Origin of the sequence: Chryseobacterium nakagawai, from assembly GCF_900637665.1 — a bacterium.
In the GTDB taxonomy this organism is placed as follows: Bacteria; Bacteroidota; Bacteroidia; order Flavobacteriales; family Weeksellaceae; genus Chryseobacterium; species Chryseobacterium nakagawai.
Genome location: NZ_LR134386.1, coordinates 5425686 through 5439954 on the forward strand (window position 1 = coordinate 5425686; position 14269 = coordinate 5439954).

Consider the following 14269-nt stretch of genomic DNA (forward strand, 5'->3'; position numbering starts at 1 on the left):
AATGATCGTGCTATTGTTTTATTTCAAATTGGATGATTTTTTATTTTTAACCACAGATGACACAGATTATCACAGATGGCCGTTGATAACATCTGCGCAATTTATCTGATCTGCGAGAGATTATATTAAGTTTTGGCTAAAACCAATGGTTTGATTTTTATTTTTCAAACGGACTAAGGCCCGCTTCTACTGAATTTTTCATTGAAGGAAAAGAGCAAGAAACTTAACAAAGGAAGATAAGAAAACACAAAACATTCGCTTATTTCAAGGCTTATTACACCCTTTTTAACCGTTTCTCCATTTATATTTCTGAGATTGAACTTTTTAATAGAAATTACCTAAATAAAACATATATTATAAACCGACAAATTTTAGTAAATTTGCAGACTTAATTAATCAACGAATATTGAGATATTACAATGAGCCAATTTAAAGAATACAAAAACCTCAACCTTATTGACGTAGCAGAGAATGTAGCGGAATTTTGGAAACAAAATAAAACTTTCAATAAGAGTGTTGAGATTCGTCAGGGAAATCCTGAGTTTGTTTTTTATGAAGGTCCACCTTCAGCAAACGGTATGCCTGGAATTCACCACGTAATGGCAAGAGCATTGAAGGATATTTTCTGCCGTTACCAGACTCAAAACGGGAAACAGGTTTTCCGTAAAGCAGGCTGGGATACGCATGGTCTTCCTGTGGAACTAGGTGTAGAAAAAGAATTAGGAATTACAAAAGAAGATATTGGCAAAAAAATCTCTATTGAAGATTATAATAAAGCTTGTCGTGAAGCTGTAATGCGTTATACCGATGTGTGGAATAACCTTACAGAGAAAATCGGATATTGGGTAGACCTTGATGATCCATACATTACGTACAAGTCAAAATATATGGAAACTGTTTGGTGGTTGTTGAAGCAATTATATGACAAAAGCTTGTTGTATAAAGGATATACGATCCAGCCTTACTCTCCAAAAGCTGGAACAGGACTTTCTTCTCACGAATTGAACCAGCCTGGAACGTATCGTGATGTTTCAGATACCACGGTTGTCGCTCAGTTTAAAGTAAAAAAAGATTCATCTGCTTTATTCAACGATGTTGACGGAGATGTACATATCCTTGCATGGACGACGACTCCTTGGACGTTGCCATCCAATACTGCATTAACTGTAGGTAGAGATATTGAATATGTTGTCGTTAAAACATTCAACCAATATACATTTGAACCTGTAACGGTTGTATTATCCAGTGTGCTTTTACCTAAAGTATTCGGTAAGAAATATGCTGAAGGTACAGATGAAGATTTTGCCAACTATACTCCGGAAACGAAAGTAATTCCGTTCAGAATTTTAAAAGAATTCACCGGAGAAAAACTTGTTGATACAAGATATGAGCAATTAGTTCCTTGGTTTACACCAAATGATAATCCTGAGGATGCTTTCAGAGTGATCTTAGGAGATTTCGTTACAACAGAAGATGGTACAGGTATCGTACACACAGCTCCTACTTTTGGTGCTGATGATGCGAGAGTCGCTAAAATGGCTCAGCCTGAGATTCCGCCAATGTTGGTAAAGGATGAGAACGACAACCTTGTTCCTTTGGTAGATTTACAGGGTAAATTCATCCAGGGAGAAAATGTTCCTGAAGTATTCTCAGGGAAGTATATCAAAAACGAATATTATGATGAAGGAACTGCGCCTGAGAAATCTTGGGATGTAGAGCTTGCGATCTTGTTGAAAACAGAGAACAAAGCCTTCAAAGTAGAAAAATATGTCCACTCTTATCCACACTGCTGGAGAACTGACAAACCGGTATTATACTATCCTTTGGATTCATGGTTTGTGAAGATGACCGCTGTAAAGGACAGATTGGTGAATCTGAACAAAGAAATCAACTGGAAGCCAAAAGCTACCGGAGAAGGACGTTTTGCCAACTGGTTGGAAAATGTAAATGACTGGAATTTATCCCGTTCAAGATACTGGGGTATTCCGTTGCCAATCTGGAGAACAGAGGATACAAAAGAAGAAAAGATCATCGGTTCTGTAGAAGAGCTTTACCATGAAATTGAGAAGTCAATTGCTGCAGGAGTGATGACTGAAAACCCATTCAAAGGTTTCATTATCGGCAACATGTCCGAATCCAACTATGAATTGGTTGATCTTCACAAAAATGTAGTAGATAAAGTTGTTTTGGTTTCCGATTCAGGAAAAGCAATGAAACGTGAAAGTGACCTGATCGATGTTTGGTTTGATTCAGGTTCTATGCCATATGCACAGCTGCACTATCCTTTCGAAAATAAAGAAATGATCGATAACAACAAGGCATTCCCTGCAGATTTCATCGCGGAAGGTGTTGACCAGACTCGTGGATGGTTCTATACTCTTCACGCAATCGGAACTGCTGTTTTTGACTCTGTTGCTTATAAAAATGTAATGAGTAATGGTCTTGTTTTGGATAAAAACGGACAGAAAATGTCTAAACGTTTAGGAAATGCAGTAGATCCGTTTGAAACCCTTTCCGTATACGGACCGGACGCTACCCGTTGGTATATGATTTCCAATGCAAACCCTTGGGAAAACCTGAAGTTTGATATTGAAGGAATTGATGAGGTAAGAAGAAAGTTCTTCGGAACCCTTTACAATACGTATTCATTCTTCTCTTTATATGCGAATGTTGATGGATTCAATTATTCAGAAAAAGAAGTGGAAAACCGTCCTGAAATTGACAGATGGATTCTTTCTGAGCTGAACTTACTGATCAAAGAAGTAAAGGCATTCTATGAAGATTACGAACCAACAAGAGTAGCCAGAGCCATCAGTACATTTGTAAATGATAACCTGAGTAACTGGTATGTAAGATTATGCAGAAGACGTTTCTGGAAAGGAGATTATTCTGATGATAAGATCTCTGCTTACCAGACTTTATATACTTGTCTTGAAGTTGTTGCTAAATTATCAGCGCCTATTGCTCCGTTCTTCATGGATCAGCTATATCAGGATCTGAATAAAGTAACAGGTAAAGAAAATTGTGAATCTGTACATTTAACAGACTTCCCTATTGCTGATGAAAGCTTAATCGATCAGGATCTGGTTGAAAAAACACACTTAGCTCAGAACATTACGAGTATGGTTTTCTCTTTAAGAAAGAAAGAAAACGTGAAAGTTCGTCAGCCGCTACAAAAAGTATTGGTTCCTGTATTGGATGCTAAAACAGAAGAACAGATTCTTGCTGTTGCGGATTTGATCAAGCAGGAGGTCAACGTGAAAGAATTACAGTTAATTAATGCTGAAGAAGCTTCTCACTTAATTGTAAAACAGATAAAACCAAACTTCAAAGCGCTAGGCCCTAAATTAGGAAAAGACATGAAGGTAGTAGGTGCAGAGATTACGAATCTTACCACAGAACAGATTGCTGCTCTTGAAAAAGAAGGAAAACTGGATGTTCAAGGCTATGAGATCACGCTTGACGACGTAGAAATCTCTACTAAAGATATCCCGGGATGGACCGTAACTTCCGATGGTAAAACAACTGTGGCATTAGATTTGACGTTAACCGATGAATTAAAATCTGAAGGTATTGCAAGAGAATTCATTAACAGAATTCAGAACTTGAGAAAAGAGAAAGATTTCGAACTTACAGACAGAATTAATATCTCCATTGAAGAGAACTCACCATTCCTTGAAGATATTAAGAAAAATGAGGAATATATTTCTTCTGAGGTCTTGTCAAATAAAATAGAAATTGTATCTTCACTTTCAAATTTTAACGAAATCGAAATAGATGAAGTTAATTTTAAGATAAATGTCGAAAAAAATTAACATGTAGTTATAGTATTTCAAATTCCATTTCATAATTTTATTAAAAAAGAGAAAGAATATGTCAGACGAAAGAGTTAGATACAGCGATGCTGATTTACAGGAATTTAGAGCGATCATAAAAGAAAAAATAGAAAAGGCAGAGAAAGATCTTCAGCTTATCAGAGAAAGTTTCATCAATGACCAGAATAATGGGACGGACGATACTTCACCAACATTCAAAGCATTTGAAGAAGGTGCAGAGACTTTGAGCAAAGAGCAGAACTCTATTCTTGCAGGAAGACAGGAAAAATTCGTTCGTGATCTTAAGAATGCATTAATCAGAATCGAAAACAAGACTTACGGTGTTTGTAGAGTAACAGGAAAGTTAATTCCTAAGGAAAGACTTTTAGCCGTTCCTCATGCTACACTAAGCATTGAAGCGAAAAACATGCAGAAATAGCCGTAAGGTTTGTAAAATAATATTGGGTTTATATGATATCTTCGGATACCTTATAAACCTAATTTTTAATGTATACCCATGAGCGAAGTATTAATATTGGTAATCATTGTGGCAGCAGTGCTGGCTTTTTTCAACAGAGAATGGATCAGAAGCAGATTCTTTCCTCCAAAGCACACAAACTACACTATTGATGACCAGTTTAATTCTGATAAACGTGACCGGGAGAAAGAAATAGACAGACTGTTGAGTAAGATGGGCAAAAACGGAGTCAACGATCTATCTGAAAAAGATAGAAAAAGGCTTGACGAGTTGTCCAAAATGTAAAAAAATTAAATATTAAGAAATGGAATCTATCATAGTACATCCAAAAAATGCAATGGAGCTTACTGCACTGAAAGGTGTTTTAAAAGAAATGAATATTAAATTTGAGAAAGCTCATGTGAAAAGTTCATATAACGGACAAAAAGTGGTTAAGAAAGCAAGCGATAATAAAAACGCAAGACCTGCTTCAAAACCTTCAAAACCTAAAGGAGAGTAATGAAAAAGATCTTAGCTATCACTTTTTTGGTATTATTGATAGACCAGGCTTCAAAAATTTACATCAAAACCCATTTTGAACTGAATGAGAGTATTCCTGTTATAGAAGGTTTCTTCAATAAAACTTTTGTTGAAAACCCAGGAATGGCTTATGGATTTCATTTTGGCGGCATTATCGGAAAATATTTCCTTGTCATCCTAAGGATTTTCCTGATTGGAGGAATGGTTTACATGTTTAAAAAATGGATCAAAGAAGGTGCCTCCAACTACCTTTTAATTCCAATGGCAATCATCTTTGCAGGAGCTATCGGAAACCTTATTGATGGGATGTTCTATGGAATGATCTTCGATAGCGGAACGGTGTATGACGCCAGTACAGACCGATGGATTGGTTATGGTGGAGTTTCAAAATTTGTTCCTTTTGGACAGGGATACTCTACTTTTATGAAAGGCTGTGTAGTAGATATGCTTCACTTCCCGGTAGTAGACTGGTATGTTCCGGACAGCTGGCCTATCATTGGTGGAAAACATATTGAATTCTTTAAATATATTTTCAACGTTGCCGATTCAGCCATTACCGTAGGAGCTGCTTTCCTATTAATCTTCAGAAAAAAAGCTTTCCCAAACGGACTTGAATTCTAACAGATGTATTTCGAATGAGAAAAACAATCAAAAATATTTTTAAATTTTTCCTGCTTCTTCTGGTAGCAGGAATTATTTTTATTGCCTGGGCTAATTATAGCATTAAAAAGGAAAGTGCAGCTTCTGTATCTTACAATATCGCCGATGTACCAACCGCAAAAACCGCTTTACTCTTAGGAACAGGAAAAACATTAAACAATGGAATGCCCAATGCTTATTTCTATAACAGAATTAAAGCAGCTACAGATCTTTTTAAAAGTGGAAAGATTCAATACATTATTGTAAGTGGTGACAACAGCAGTAAAGATTACAATGAACCGGAAGATATGCAGATTGCATTGGTTCAGCAGGGGATTCCACAGGATAAAATCATTTTAGACCATGCAGGATTTCGCACTTTGGATTCCGTAGTAAGAGCAAAGGATATTTTCGGACAAATCAAGATTATCATCATCTCTCAGAAATTCCACAACGAAAGAGCTATCTTTCTTGCCCAAAAAAACGGAATACAGGCTTTTGGGTACAATGCAGAAGATGTGAATAAATATGCAGGTTTAAAGACTAATTTACGAGAGTATCTTGCCAAAGCTAAAGTCTATTGGGATCTGATCTTTGGAGTGGAACCTAAATTTGGAGGGGAGAAGATTGCTATTCCTTAATTTTTTTAACCACAGATTACGCTGATTTTCACAGATAATTCTGTTATAATTTGGTGAAATTTTAGGTTTTGGCTAAAGCCTTTGGATTTGTCTTTCTATTGTAAGGCGGGCTAAAGCCCACCTCTATTGATAAAACCGGCCATATATTGAAATAGAGAATACAATCTTTTGTTCTTTTTCATTCATTATTCGCGTTAAACCTCGTAAATTTGCAATTCATTAATTTTTAAATATAAATTTTAAACAAATGTCAAGAATTCTTACCGGCATTCAAGCCACCGGAACACCCCATCTTGGAAATTTATTAGGGGCAATTATTCCTGCGATCGAACTTTCGAAGCAGGAGGGAAATGAATCATTTTTATTTATTGCGAATCTTCATACGCTGACTCAGATTAAAGATGCGCAAACTTTAAGACAAAATACCTACGAGATTGCTGCGGCTTGGCTTGCTTGTGGATTAGATACCGAAAAAACATTTTTCTACAGACAAAGTGATATCGCTGAAACCTGTGAACTATCTTGGCATTTATCATGTTTTTTCCCTTATCAAAGATTAACATTAGCGCATTCATTTAAGGATAAAGCTGACAGACTTCAGGATGTAAATGCAGGTCTCTTTACCTACCCTATTTTAATGGCTGCCGATATTTTACTATATGATGCAGAGATTGTTCCTGTAGGAAAAGATCAGCTTCAGCATTTGGAAATTGCAAGAGATGTAGCTTCAAGGTTTAATAACCAAATGGGTGAAGTTTTTGTACTGCCACAATCTGAACTTCAGGAAGACACGAAATATGTACCAGGAACAGATGGTCGTAAAATGTCTAAATCTATGGGAAATATCATCAACATCTTCTTGCCTGAAAAAGAATTGAAGAAACAGGTGATGAGTATTGAATCTGACTCTAAGTCTTTAGAAGAAGCTAAAGATCCTGCAACAGATAAAACCTTCCAGATTTATGAACTAATTGCTACCCCTGAGCAAACTGAGGAACTAAGAGCTAAGTATCTTGCAGGAAACTTCGGATATGGACATGCTAAAAAAGAGCTTTTAGATCTTATTTTGGTTCGTTTTGAAAAAGAAAGAGAAACATTCAACTATTACATGAACAATCTTGATGAGCTGGAGGCAAAACTTCAGCAGGGAGCAGAAAAAACGAGACCAATTGCACTTGAAACTCTTAAAAGAGTAAGAACAAGCTTAGGATTCTAATCTTGAGTTCTAAACATACCAAAGCCCTTCAATTGAAGGGCTTTTTTTATTTAATTTACTTTTTATTTTTCATAAGAATAAAGTAATGCATGTTATCTTCAAATTCATAGGTAATATCCCAGTTTGGATACTGTTTAATGATCGTCTTAATAATAGATAATCCTAATCCAGTAGAGGTATGATCAGAACTTTGTTTATAAAACCGGTTAAAAATTCTTGTTTTATCCAGAGACTCCTGCAATCCGCTGTTTTGAAATATAATTCTGTTGTTCTCAATAAAAATATTTAAAGATCCTTCTTCGTTATTGTATTTAACGGCATTTTTAAGAAGGTTAGACAGAAGAATATCTGCAAGATCTTGATTAAATTCTGCTTTAAAAACTCCTTTTTCAATAATATTAACTTCTACGTTTTTAAAGGCAATAAAATCTTCATAATTCTGTACCAGCTTAATGATCATAGCATTAAAATCGACTTCCGATATTGCATTAAACTGGCTATTCTCAATTTTTGAAAGCATTAGCAGAGATTTGTTCAATCCTACCATTCTTCTCAGATCATTTTTAACTTCTGTTAGAAAGGTCAGGTTCTTTTTATCAAGATTTTCATTCTGAATTAGAAGGTCTATTTTATTAATCACAATCGCTAGTGGTGTTTGAAGTTCATGAGACGCATTTTCAATAAACTGTTTCTGCTGGTAGAAAACAAGTTCATTACGGTCAATCATCTCATTGATTTCTACATTCAATTCTTCAAACTCTTTGATTGAATAGTTCTGATCTTCCTGGGAGAAGGGAATTCCAAACTGATATTTTTTCAATTTATCCAGAATCAAATAGAAAGGCCGCATTGCCTTATTCAACAGATAACCATTAACTGCAACAATACTTATCACTAAAAAAATATAGAGCACAATTAAAGCCGTTGTAAGATCGTAGATCAGTTCATCTTCTTCCACTGTTGAAGTTCGGATGACAAGCCGCTGATGATTCTTATACTGATCGATAAAATCTGCTTCCAATACTCGGTAAGGCTGGTCTTTATCATCATACTCCATATAATACATCTTATTATAGAGTCTGCTTTTGTTTTTGTATTCCTCAGCAGTTATCGGCATGATCTTGAATTCATTAAATCCAAAATCATTATTTTTCAACAACTGTGGATTGAGATATACCGCTTTGATGATCTGTATTTTTCTATTCCTAAGGCCATCATCTACATTATCATGTACCTCATCCAAAATATAGGCATAGAATAATCCTGCCCAAACGGCAATAATTACCAGCAGGATCATAATAAGATACTTTATCGTGTAATATTTTAAGGAAACCTTCATCAGACGAATTTATATCCTATTCCGTATACAGCTTGAAAATCTGCTTCAGCATTGACCATTTTCAGCTTTTTACGAAGATTTTTAATTTGTGAATAAATAAAATCAAGACTGTCTGCCTGATCGATATAATCTCCCCAGATCGCTTCTGCAAGAGTGGTTTTCTGCAATGTTTTTTCAGGATGAATGACAAAGTAGTACAAAAGGTCATATTCTTTTCGGTTAAGCACCAACTCTTCATTTCCCACTTTAACATTTCTATTTTCAGGATCAATACTGATATTTTTATATCTGATAATATTTTCACCATCCTGATTTTTTCTCCTTATTACAGATCGGATTCTCGCCATCAGCTCTGCAAGATGAAAAGGTTTTGCCAGATAATCATCGGCACCTATTTCCAGTCCGGTCACTTTATCATCTACAGAATCCTTGGCAGAAAGAATGATCACCGGATCTTTTTTGTGCATTTTTTTGATTTCCCGTAACAGATCTATTCCATTTCCATCCGGCAACATAATATCCAGAAGGATACAGTCATATTCATAGGAAATAATCTTTTCCAACCCGGAACTGTAATTCTCAGCCTGTTCTACAATGAAATGTTCTGCTTCCAGAAACTTCTGTACAGTATCCCTTAAGTCCGGTTCATCTTCTACTATTAAAATCTTCATAGGTTCTGCTGCTTGGATAGCTTATATCAAATATATAAAAATTACAGAATAATAAGAGGAAAGTATAGGAACTGAGGATGAAACAATTAATATCCAAACATCGTCAGAATAAGAACCATTTGATAAATGATACAAAGCAGATCAACGATATATACATACCCTCTGTTCCCTTCTTTCCAACTTTCTTTCATAAATCATTAACTCATTTTCACATAACGTCCATATTCATCGAAAATAAGGCATAAGCCATTCATCAGATGAATTTTATAAGTATTATATTTTTTCTCAATAGAATCTATAACACTGCACGGATGATGCTTGGTCATAAAAGACACAATACTCTTTCTAATCTTAGCAGAAGAAGCTTTTCTTCCGTTACTGTTTATTAAACTCCAGTTTACCATAATCTTAAAATTTTATTGTTAATCTTAAATAATTTTAGTCATCAATTTTTTTAAAATTCCCCTTTCTATCAAATTCAAGCTCCAATCCATTGGAAAGTTCCGCTTTATAAGACCATCTCTTCTTTTCTATCTTAACGATATATGTATTGGGGAAATTTCTACTGCTGTAGTTTTTGATTGAGGTGGGAATGAAGCCGTAAGGAATCTTTTGATGCTTACCATCTATTTCTTTCCAGTTTCCATTACTGTCAAATTCCGCTTTTATTCCGTTATTCAAATACACTTTATATTCATCAACTCCATAGATTTCTCTGTCTTCAATAGCGGATGACACCGGTATTCCCTTAAAATGACCCGCAAGAAAAGTTTTAGCTGTCTTAGGCAATTGATTGACATTGATTGCTCTATCCTGTGCTGAAACCCAACCGCAGATTAATAAGAAAATTAGAATAAATGCTCCTGTGATGTTCTTTACATTTTTCATAACATTAAGTTTTTCTGTCATTATTATGGAGCAAAGTTCCAAATCAAATTAGGAAAGAATTGGGAAAAACTTAATTTGTAGTAAATAAGAAGTAAAATTGAGCCTGTAAAGGGATGAAAAAAATACTTGATACTTATCATTTTACACTATTGTCATTCTGACGTAAGGAAGAATCTCACTTAATAATATTCAATAGATTCTTCATAACAACATAATGTAAATTGATATATAATTACTTATATTTTTTAATCTACCATAGATTTTCACAGATCTATCTTTTTTAAAAACAAAAAAGCCATTAAGATACACTTAACGGCTTTTTTCTCAGACTTAATTTAAATATTATAAGTATTCTTTAATCTGTTGAAGATGGGTAATAGCCTTTAATCCGGCTTCTTTTTTATCTTCATTATACACATCAAAGAAAATCGTATCCATCCCGAAATCTCTTCCTCCCAGAGCATCCGCAATCCAGTCATCTCCAATCATGATACTTTCTTCTTTCTTGGCATCAGAAAGCCCAAGAGAATATTCAAAAATCTTTGGATTTGGCTTCCTTACCCCAATAGCATCTGCACTGGTAATGGTTTCAAAATAAGGAGCAATACCTGATAGGGTACATTTTCTTTCGGTTACCTCCTGAAAGCCATTAGAAATAATATGAAGTTTATAATTCTTCGACTTCAAATATTCAAGGACATCTTCTGCCCCTTCCACCAGTTCATTATGACTTACAATATTATCCAGAAAGTTCTCTTCAAAATAAAGGGAAAGTTCTTTATTGTCTACTCCAAAGTGCATGAAGGAATCATAAAAACGGTGTTCTCTCAAATACTCTTTGCCTATAATCCCATCTCTGATCTTTTCCCATAACTCTTCATTAATATCATGGTAAACAGCATGAAACTCTTCAAAGTCTATATTATACTTTGAAGCTACTTCCTGCTTTTCGAAAAGTTCTTTGATCGTTAAATAGGCATTTCTGCGATGATCCCAGAGCGTATTGTCCAGGTCAAAAAAAACGTGCTGCATTTTCATACAGCACAAAGTTAATAATTTTAATTTTTTGTAACAGGATAATTCTTGCTCTTGCTTTTCACAATTTCAAGGCTTTTAGAAAAATTGAGCAGAAAATCGATGGTTTGTTTTTTAGGTTTCAAAGTTTTCACTTTTAAGGAGTCATTTTTTTTCATAAGCGAAGTATGTTTTCCTTAAAACGTGAAATTTGACCAAATATTATCTATCTGGTTAATATTATGTTATTTTCTTCCATGATTTTTCTCAGGTTTATCAACGCATATCTTACTCTCCCTAATGTGGTATTAATACTCATATCGGTATGATCAGCGATTTCCTTAAAACTTAATCCATCAAAAAACCTCAATTTAATTACTTCCTGTTGATTCAAGGGAAGAAATTGTAACATTCTTAATAGGTCTTCCTGGATCTGATTGGTTACCAGCTGATCTTCAATATTTTCAGACGGTTCTCTGATCAGGTCAAAAATAGAATATTCATCCGACTCAAAAGTAGTCTCTGAGACTTTAATATTTTTGGCTTTTGATCTGAAATGATCGATGATAAGGTTGTGGGAGATTCTTTTGGCCCAAAGGATAAATTTACCCTCTTCGTTGTAACGTCCTTCTTTTAGCATCACAATAATTTTCATGAATGTATCCTGAAAGATATCATTGGCTAAATCTTCATCATTTATTTTATAAAAAATGAATGTAAACAGTTCTCTCTGATGACGATGAATAAGGGTTGATAATGCGCCCTCGTCGCCTTTCTGATAAAGCGAAATTAGTAAACTATCCGATTTTGATTTCATAACTCTTCTCAATATAATATTTGCGGCCCAGCTATCGCCCAGATACATTATCTGGTTCTTGCTGTATAACAAAACAGTTCTTCAGAGTAGAGTCTCTTCGATAGGCGGTACAATTATATTATGGCGTAAATATAATAATTTTTTAATAACTGTTAAGCAATTATTAAATTTTCACTATAAAAATTTAAAAAAAATCATTTAAACATATCATGAATGAATACAGTAGGGATATTTAATGTAAAATTAATATTTAAGCCTTTCATCTCTTTTCCGTTTAATCGGGTGTCTCCAATAGGAAAAGCATACCCTCCGGTAAGATCAAGCATCCCAAATAAGGTAACTCCTATTTTTGGAGCAATATATTTGTTCGTTCCTTCCGCTCCTACTAAAAAGTAATAAGAGTGGTAGAAATCCACATTTTTTTCAAAATTAAGTAAGACATCTGCCTGCAATTTTGGCATAATGGCAAATTTGGAGTCTGCAACTCCCATTAAGGCAGAGCCACCCAATCTGTAAATTACATCATCATTTTTAAGAAAAAGCAACTTTCCCCCTACTTCTCCAAAGCTTTGATTTTGATAGGTATATCCTACACTAATCATTTTATGCATGGTATACTGGGCTTTTACTAATGTACTCAGTAAAAACAGGGATAGAATAGCTACTGCAGTTCGAAAATTCATCATCGCTCAATTTATTAAGTTGTAAAATTAAAAAAAACTGCCTTATCAGAAGATAAAGCAGTTCATAATATTTAGTCTGGAGAAAAAATTAAATTCCAAAAGCGGTTTTAATTTCGTCAACTTTGTCTAGTTTTTCCCAAGTAAAGAATTCAAGACCTTCCAACGTAAGCTCATTCTTGTGGCCTTTGTTGAATGTTTTATCAGCTACATAGTGCTCTTTACCCATATGTCCATAAGAAGCCGTTTCCTGATAGATAGGGTTTCTTAATTTTAAGTTCTGCTCAATAGCGTAAGGTCTTAAATCGAAAATAGTAGAAACTTTTTTAGCGATATCTCCATCGTGAAGATCAACTTTAGCCGTTCCATAAGTATTGATATATAAACCACAAGGCTCAGCCACTCCAATCGCGTAAGAAACCTGTACCAAAACTTCATCAGCAACACCAGCTGCTACAAGGTTTTTAGCAATGTGTCTTGTTGCATATGCAGCACTTCTGTCTACTTTTGAAGGATCTTTTCCAGAGAACGCACCACCACCGTGAGCTCCTTTACCTCCGTAAGTATCTACGATGATCTTTCTCCCTGTAAGACCTGTATCCCCGTGAGGTCCACCGATTACAAATTTACCTGTAGGATTGATGTGATATTTGATCTGATCGTTGAATAGAGATTTGATTTCCTCAGTCTGAAGAGCAACCACTCTAGGAACAAGGATATTTTTAATATCTTCACGGATCTTGTTCAGCATTTCTTCTTCTGTTCCGAAGTCATCATGCTGAGTAGAAACTACGATAGAATCAATTCTAATTGGTTTATGATCGTCAGAATACTCAATCGTTACCTGGCTTTTTGCATCAGGACGTAAGTAAGCAATCTCTTTATTTTCTCTTCTGATCGCAGAAAGTTCTTTAAGGATTGTGTGTGCTAAATCCAAAGCAAGAGGCATATAATTTGCCGTCTCGTTTGTAGCGTACCCAAACATCATTCCCTGGTCACCAGCACCCTGAGCATTTGCCTTAGCTTCGAATGACTCATCATTTACAGCTCTGTCAACACCCTGATTGATATCTGGAGACTGCTCATGGATCGCAGAGATTACTCCACAAGAATCACCATTGAACATATATTCACCTTTCGTGTATCCAATTCCATTGATTACTTCTCTGGCGATTGTCTGCACATCAAGGTAAGCATCAGATTTTACCTCTCCTGCTAATACTACCTGTCCTGTAGTTACAAGAGTTTCACATGCTACTTTTGAACTTTTATCGTATGCTAAGAAATGATCGATTAATGCATCTGAGATTTGGTCGGCGATTTTATCCGGATGTCCTTCTGAAACTGATTCAGATGTAAATAAATAAGACATATTATTCTTTGTTTTTTAGATTAAAAAATAGTGATGAAGAAAAATAAGAATAAAATTGCCCAGAAAAAAGAATACTGTTTTAGCATATTTTTATAGAGGTTGCAATCAGGTCAAATTTTTCCTCGTTAATAAACGTCAGCAAATTTAAGCACTATTTTCGTAATACTCAAAATTTTTGTT

15 protein-coding genes are annotated in these 14269 nt (G+C 34.9%); 7 read left to right on the forward strand and 8 right to left on the reverse strand.

Features of this window, described 5'->3' with window-relative positions; all coding sequences use genetic code 11:
- Positions 1–419: 419 nt before the first annotated feature.
- The 7 genes from ileS to trpS all read left to right on the forward strand — a co-directional run bounded on the left by ileS (position 420) and on the right by trpS (position 7308).
- Positions 420–3815 carry an isoleucine--tRNA ligase gene (gene ileS, locus EL260_RS24545; RefSeq protein ID WP_123858135.1) on the forward strand — a complete coding sequence of 1132 codons (3396 nt, stop codon included), beginning with the start codon at positions 420–422 and terminating at the stop codon, positions 3813–3815.
- A 58-nt stretch (positions 3816–3873) separates the two neighbouring features.
- Positions 3874–4254 carry a TraR/DksA family transcriptional regulator gene (locus EL260_RS24550; RefSeq protein WP_045501318.1) on the forward strand — a complete coding sequence of 127 codons (381 nt, stop codon included), beginning with the start codon at positions 3874–3876 and terminating at the stop codon, positions 4252–4254.
- A 78-nt stretch (positions 4255–4332) separates the two neighbouring features.
- Entirely contained in the window at positions 4333–4578 is a 246-nt protein-coding gene (locus EL260_RS24555; protein ID WP_123858136.1) for a DUF6576 domain-containing protein, read from the forward strand.
- A 19-nt stretch (positions 4579–4597) separates the two neighbouring features.
- Positions 4598–4792: a DUF2683 family protein gene (locus EL260_RS24560; protein WP_123858137.1), complete on the forward strand. Its 195-nt coding sequence runs from the start codon at positions 4598–4600 to the stop codon at positions 4790–4792.
- Positions 4792–5433, forward strand: coding sequence for a lipoprotein signal peptidase (locus tag EL260_RS24565; protein WP_123858138.1), 642 nt, complete (start codon positions 4792–4794; stop codon positions 5431–5433). The genes EL260_RS24560 and EL260_RS24565 overlap by 1 nt, the downstream gene beginning before the upstream one ends.
- A gap of 14 nt (positions 5434–5447) precedes the next feature.
- Positions 5448–6092, forward strand: a complete 645-nt coding sequence (locus tag EL260_RS24570) for a SanA/YdcF family protein (protein ID WP_123858139.1) — start codon at positions 5448–5450, stop codon at positions 6090–6092.
- A 247-nt stretch (positions 6093–6339) separates the two neighbouring features.
- A complete protein-coding gene (gene trpS / locus EL260_RS24575; protein ID WP_123858140.1) occupies positions 6340–7308 on the forward strand; it encodes a tryptophan--tRNA ligase in 969 nt (322 codons plus the stop codon).
- 55 nt (positions 7309–7363) lie between these two features.
- Here the strand turns inward: trpS and EL260_RS24580 are convergent, their stop codons facing one another.
- From EL260_RS24580 to metK, 8 genes are all read right to left on the reverse strand, one after another.
- On the reverse strand, positions 7364–8647 hold the full coding sequence (locus tag EL260_RS24580) for a sensor histidine kinase (RefSeq protein ID WP_123858141.1): 1284 nt from the start codon (positions 8645–8647) through the stop codon (positions 7364–7366).
- A complete protein-coding gene (locus tag EL260_RS24585) occupies positions 8647–9318 on the reverse strand; it encodes a response regulator transcription factor (RefSeq protein ID WP_123858142.1) in 672 nt (223 codons plus the stop codon). Before EL260_RS24585 ends, EL260_RS24580 begins: the two co-directional genes overlap by 1 nt.
- Before the next feature lie 197 nt (positions 9319–9515).
- On the reverse strand, positions 9516–9722 hold the full coding sequence (locus EL260_RS24590) for a PepSY-like domain-containing protein (RefSeq protein ID WP_123858143.1): 207 nt from the start codon (positions 9720–9722) through the stop codon (positions 9516–9518).
- Positions 9723–9756: 34 nt separating this feature from the next.
- A complete protein-coding gene (locus EL260_RS24595) occupies positions 9757–10206 on the reverse strand; it encodes a PepSY-like domain-containing protein (RefSeq protein ID WP_164466574.1) in 450 nt (149 codons plus the stop codon).
- 342 nt (positions 10207–10548) lie between these two features.
- The gene (locus tag EL260_RS24600) at positions 10549–11244 is read right to left on the reverse strand and encodes a YjjG family noncanonical pyrimidine nucleotidase (RefSeq protein WP_123858145.1); all 696 of its coding nucleotides are present in this window, start codon (positions 11242–11244) and stop codon (positions 10549–10551) included.
- A gap of 202 nt (positions 11245–11446) precedes the next feature.
- The gene (locus tag EL260_RS24605) at positions 11447–12037 is read right to left on the reverse strand and encodes an RNA polymerase sigma factor (RefSeq protein ID WP_123858146.1); all 591 of its coding nucleotides are present in this window, start codon (positions 12035–12037) and stop codon (positions 11447–11449) included.
- Positions 12038–12231: 194 nt separating this feature from the next.
- On the reverse strand, positions 12232–12723 hold the full coding sequence (locus EL260_RS24610; RefSeq protein WP_123858147.1) for a hypothetical protein: 492 nt from the start codon (positions 12721–12723) through the stop codon (positions 12232–12234).
- An 85-nt stretch (positions 12724–12808) separates the two neighbouring features.
- On the reverse strand, positions 12809–14089 hold the full coding sequence (gene metK, locus EL260_RS24615; protein WP_123858148.1) for a methionine adenosyltransferase: 1281 nt from the start codon (positions 14087–14089) through the stop codon (positions 12809–12811).
- Positions 14090–14269 lie beyond the last annotated feature (180 nt).

Coding starts and splice junctions, on each gene's coding strand:
- ileS (WP_123858135.1), top strand. CDS start 420: ATGAGCCAATTTAAAGAATACAAAAACCTCAACCTTATTGACGTAGCA.
- trpS (WP_123858140.1), top strand. CDS start 6,340: ATGTCAAGAATTCTTACCGGCATTCAAGCCACCGGAACACCCCATCTT.
- EL260_RS24580 (WP_123858141.1), bottom strand. CDS start 8,647: ATGAAGGTTTCCTTAAAATATTACACGATAAAGTATCTTATTATGATC.
- EL260_RS24585 (WP_123858142.1), bottom strand. CDS start 9,318: ATGAAGATTTTAATAGTAGAAGATGAACCGGACTTAAGGGATACTGTA.
- EL260_RS24565 (WP_123858138.1), top strand. CDS start 4,792: ATGAAAAAGATCTTAGCTATCACTTTTTTGGTATTATTGATAGACCAG.
- EL260_RS24570 (WP_123858139.1), top strand. CDS start 5,448: ATGAGAAAAACAATCAAAAATATTTTTAAATTTTTCCTGCTTCTTCTG.
- EL260_RS24560 (WP_123858137.1), top strand. CDS start 4,598: ATGGAATCTATCATAGTACATCCAAAAAATGCAATGGAGCTTACTGCA.
- EL260_RS24590 (WP_123858143.1), bottom strand. CDS start 9,722: ATGGTAAACTGGAGTTTAATAAACAGTAACGGAAGAAAAGCTTCTTCT.
- metK (WP_123858148.1), bottom strand. CDS start 14,089: ATGTCTTATTTATTTACATCTGAATCAGTTTCAGAAGGACATCCGGAT.
- EL260_RS24550 (WP_045501318.1), top strand. CDS start 3,874: ATGTCAGACGAAAGAGTTAGATACAGCGATGCTGATTTACAGGAATTT.
- EL260_RS24610 (WP_123858147.1), bottom strand. CDS start 12,723: ATGATGAATTTTCGAACTGCAGTAGCTATTCTATCCCTGTTTTTACTG.
- EL260_RS24555 (WP_123858136.1), top strand. CDS start 4,333: ATGAGCGAAGTATTAATATTGGTAATCATTGTGGCAGCAGTGCTGGCT.
- EL260_RS24605 (WP_123858146.1), bottom strand. CDS start 12,037: ATGAAATCAAAATCGGATAGTTTACTAATTTCGCTTTATCAGAAAGGC.
- EL260_RS24595 (WP_164466574.1), bottom strand. CDS start 10,206: ATGAAAAATGTAAAGAACATCACAGGAGCATTTATTCTAATTTTCTTA.
- EL260_RS24600 (WP_123858145.1), bottom strand. CDS start 11,244: ATGAAAATGCAGCACGTTTTTTTTGACCTGGACAATACGCTCTGGGAT.